This window comes from Nocardioides sp., assembly GCF_024509035.1.
GTDB lineage: Bacteria > Actinomycetota > Actinomycetes > Propionibacteriales > Nocardioidaceae > Nocardioides.
This window is the reverse complement of sequence record NZ_JANINT010000204.1, coordinates 1-3789: the sequence shown is the minus strand read 5'-3', so window position 1 is coordinate 3789 and position 3789 is coordinate 1. Positions and strand designations below refer to the sequence as shown.

Genomic DNA, 3789 nt, shown 5'->3' with positions numbered 1-3789 from the left:
ACGGTGCCGGTCGGGTTGTGCGGGGAGTTCAGCAGCACGAACCGGGTGCGCGGCGAGACGGCGGCGCGCAGCTCGTCGGGGTCGAGGCGGTAGTCGGGACCGCGCAGCGTCACGGGACGGCGTACGCCGCCGGCCATCTGGATCATCGCCGTGTAGGAGTCGTAGTAGGGCTCGAGCACGATCACCTCGTCGCCCGGGTCGACCAGCCCGAGCAGCGCGGCGGCGATGCCCTCGGTGCAGCCGGTGGTCACGACGACCTGGCTGTCGGGGTCGAGCTCGAGGCCGTAGTGGCGCAGCTGGTGGCGGGCGACCGCCTGGCGCAGCGCAGGAGTGCCGAGCCCGGGGGCGTACTGGTTCTGCCCCGACTCGAGCGCGGCCACCGCCCGGGCGATCACCTCCGGCGGCCCGTCGACGTCGGGGAAGCCCTGCCCGAGGTTGACCGACTGGGTGCGCACGGCCAGCGCCGACATCTCCGAGAAGATCGTGGGCGGGATGCCCTCCAGCCGGTGAGCGAGCATGCGACCGACCTTAGCGACCGTGCCGACCCCTCGCTGTAACGCCCGTTTACCCCTTCTTCCCTCCCTGTTGCAGTGTGGTGGGAGGAGGGGGTAACCCGGCGTTGCAGCAGCCGGGCCCGGCTACGCTGCCGCCGTGACCCAGGACGAGACGCTCGCTGCCGACATCGACGCGATCTGCCGGCTCACCGGCCAGTTCACGCTGCGCTCGGGCCAGCAGGCGACGGAGTACTTCGACAAGTACCTCTTCGAGGCCGACCCCCAGCTGCTGCTCCGGGTCGCGCGCGAGATGGTCGGCCTGCTGCCCCAGGACACCGACCTGCTCGGCGGCCTCGAGCTCGGCGGGGTCCCGATCGCGACGATGGTCAGCAGCCTGACCGGCCGCCCGGCGCTGTTCGTGCGCAAGTCGGCCAAGGAGTACGGCACCTGCAAGCTCGCCGAGGGCCCTGACGTGGCCGGTCGGCGGGTCACGCTCATCGAGGATGTCATCACCACCGGCGGCGCCGTCCGCGACGCGACGCGCGCGCTGCGGGAGGCCGGTGCTCAGGTGGAGGTCGTCGTCTGCGCGATCGACCGCAGCCCGGCCGGCGAGAACCCGCTCGCCGACGTCGACCTCGAGGTGCGACCGGTGCTCACCAAGGCCCAGCTGGACGCCGCGCGCGGCTGAACCTCACCGGCTCAGGCGTCGGCGCTCTCGGGGGCGCCGGTGTGGGTCTCGTCGGTGACGGTGACCTGGGTCGCGTCCGCCGCGTCCCGGCCGCCCGTGCGGCGCAGCCGCTTGCGGAGGCCCTCGTAGGCCAGCGGCACGACGCTGAACGCCAGGATCGCGATCGTGACGTAGTCGATGTTCTCGCCCAGCCACGGGAACGCAGCGCCCAGGAAGTAGCCGAGCAGGGTGATGCCGATGACCCAGAAGACGGCACCGACCGCGCTCCAGACGAAGAACCGGCGCCGGTCCATCATCGTGACGCCGGCGACGACCGTGATGTAGGTGCGCACGAACGGCGCGAAGCGGCCGAGCACCAGCGCCATGTTGCCGTGCTTGTCGAAGAACGCGCTGGTCTTGTCGAGGTAGGCGCGCTTGATGATCCGCCCGTCGCGCTCGTAGAGCGGCGGGCCGATCTTGCGGCCTATCTCGTAGCCCGCGACGTTGCCGGCGAAGGCCGCCACGGTGAGCATCGCGATCGCGATGACCAGCTCGACCGGCTCGTTGTGGATGCCGATGACGGAGTAGCCGGTCGCGTTGCTGCCCGCGATGAAGAGCCCGAGGGCGAAGAGCAGGGTGTCACCGGGGAGAAAAGGGAAGAAGAGCCCGCACTCCACGAACACGATCAGCAGGGCCAGCCAGATGAAGGCCGAGCCGTACTGGTGCTGGAGCCACTCGGGGTCCAGCCACTTGATGCCGAGCAACAACGGCACGGCCGGCATCAGCGAGGTCACACGGCAACGGTACCTGCCAACCCGGAACCGCACGGCCTTGTCACATAACGTTCATGTCCGTGGAGGAGCTGGCGCCGTACGACCCCATGCCCTACGGGCAGCCCGTGGTCGGCGTCGGGCCCTGGGTGGGGGAGTGGCCGAGCGGCCCCCAGTGGGACCCCGAGCTGCTGGCCGCGGGCGATCGGCGCAATGTCGTGGACCGCTACCGCTACTGGACGTTGGAGGCGATCGTCGCCGACCTCGACACCCGGCGGCACGGCTTCCACGTCGCGATCGAGAACTGGCAGCACGACTTCAACATCGGCACGATCGTGCGCACGGCCAACGCGTTCCTCGCCGCGGAGGTGCACATCGTCGGCAACCGCCGGTGGAACCGTCGCGGCGCGATGGTGACCGACCGCTACCAGCACGTCCGGCACCACCCGAGCGTCGCCGACCTGGCGGCGTACCTGCGCGAGCACGCCGACGGACCGGTGCTGCTCCACGGCATCGACAACCTGCCGGGCTCCGCGCACCTGGAGACCGCCGAGGTGCCGCGGCGGGTGTGCTTCCTGTTCGGCCAGGAGGGCCCGGGGCTCTCCGACGGCGCGCGCGACCTGTGCGACGGCACGTTCTCGATCGCGCAGTTCGGCTCGACCCGCTCGATCAACGCCTCCGCGGCCGCGGCGATCGCGATGCACGCCTGGGTGCGGCAGTACGCCGACCTGTCGGGCGACGACGCCTGGCGGGGTTAGCGCGGGGTCAGCGTGGGTCTAGCGCGGCTCGCCGGCCAGGCTGCTGCGCAGCGCCTCCAACCCCCGCGAGGCGTGGCTCTTCACCGTGCCCTCGCCGATCCGCAGCTCGTGGGCGGTCTCGGTGATCGACAGGCCGAGCCAGTGCCGCAGCACCACGACCTTGCGCTGCATGAGCGGCAGCGCCTGGAGCGCGTCGAACAGCGCCGAGCGCTCCTCGACCGGGAGCGGGTCGCGGGCCGGGCGGTCCACGACCGGCAGGCCGGGAGTCTCGCGCCGCCACGGTCGCCGGCGCTCGTCGATGTCCGCGCGCACGATGATCGTGCGGACGTAGGCCTCCTCCCGTCCGTCGGTGTGGACGCGCGGCCACGCGACGTACAGCTTCACCAGCGCGGTCTGCACCAGGTCGTCGGCACGGTGCCAGTCGCCGCAGATCGCGTAGGCGACGCGCCGCAGGTGGAGCCGGCGGGCCTGGACGAAGTCCGAGAACGCCCGATCGCGCTCGGCAGCCCTCACAGCAGGCCACCGCCGCCCTCGGCGTAGCGCTCACGCGCGAGGTCGAGGAAGTCGTCGAGGGTCGCCCCGCCGCGGGCGGCCTTCACGGCGACGTACTGCGGCGTCGCGTCACCGGGGGTGCTGCGCGCGAGCACGTAGTAGCGGGTGTCCTCGAACACGACCTCGGCGACCGCGCTCCGGTCGTCGGGCTGCGCCCAGCTCGCCGGCAGGTCCGGATGGGCGCGCTGGCGCAGGAGCGTCACCGCGTCGAGCGGCTCCAGTCGCTCGGTGCCCTGGGTGAACCGGACCAGCTGGAGGTCGGTCATCCCCGGCCACCCGCCCGGCGGGGTGGCGGCCCCGCCCGGCTCGGCGCCCTGCCCGTCGGCTCGGGGGACGTAGATCTCCCGCTGCTCGGCGACCCACGCTGCGAAGGTGAGGCCGTCGGCCTGGTCGGCCGGGATGCTCGCCGACGAGCCCCCGCCGTCGAGGTAGCCCACCCACCAGGTGAGCGGGATCCCGGGTGCGTCGTAGGTCAGCGCGAAGGACCAGCCGCCGGCCGGCAGGTCGAGGTTCCACGGGTCCTCCCACGTGCGGTGGATGCGCAGGCG

General features: G+C 72.2%; 6 protein-coding genes. 2 read left to right on the top strand and 4 right to left on the bottom strand.

The genetic code is table 11. From position 1 onward, the window contains the following. The coding region (locus Q0L15_RS15080) for an aminotransferase class I/II-fold pyridoxal phosphate-dependent enzyme (RefSeq protein WP_296605274.1) at positions 1 to 518 on the bottom strand (518 nt) is incomplete at its 3' end. A 133-nt stretch (positions 519 to 651) separates the two neighbouring features. On the opposite strand from Q0L15_RS15080, the gene pyrE reads away from it, so the two are divergent. After that, entirely contained in the window at positions 652 to 1182 is a 531-nt protein-coding gene (pyrE, locus tag Q0L15_RS15075) for an orotate phosphoribosyltransferase (protein WP_296605273.1), read from the top strand. An 11-nt stretch (positions 1183 to 1193) separates the two neighbouring features. Here pyrE and Q0L15_RS15070 read toward each other — a convergent pair whose 3' ends face one another. After that, entirely contained in the window at positions 1194 to 1955 is a 762-nt protein-coding gene (locus Q0L15_RS15070) for a VTT domain-containing protein (protein WP_296605272.1), read from the bottom strand. A gap of 53 nt (positions 1956 to 2008) precedes the next feature. Here Q0L15_RS15070 and Q0L15_RS15065 point away from each other — a divergent pair, with 53 nt between their 5' ends. Beyond that, complete coding sequence (locus tag Q0L15_RS15065) at positions 2009 to 2689, top strand: TrmH family RNA methyltransferase (RefSeq protein ID WP_296605271.1); 681 nt, start codon at positions 2009 to 2011, stop codon at positions 2687 to 2689. Positions 2690 to 2707: 18 nt separating this feature from the next. On the opposite strand, the gene Q0L15_RS15060 is transcribed toward Q0L15_RS15065, so the two are convergent. Continuing rightward, on the bottom strand, positions 2708 to 3202 hold the full coding sequence (locus Q0L15_RS15060) for a SigE family RNA polymerase sigma factor (RefSeq protein WP_296605270.1): 495 nt from the start codon (positions 3200 to 3202) through the stop codon (positions 2708 to 2710). Then, positions 3199 to 3789 (bottom strand): hypothetical protein (locus Q0L15_RS15055; protein WP_296605269.1); only part of this gene is annotated, 591 nt, incomplete at its 5' end. The genes Q0L15_RS15055 and Q0L15_RS15060, both read right to left, overlap by 4 nt.

Excerpts from the sequence above, each read along its gene's own strand:
- Q0L15_RS15065 (WP_296605271.1), top strand. The coding sequence starts at position 2,009 with ATGTCCGTGGAGGAGCTGGCGCCGTACGACCCCATGCCCTACGGGCAG.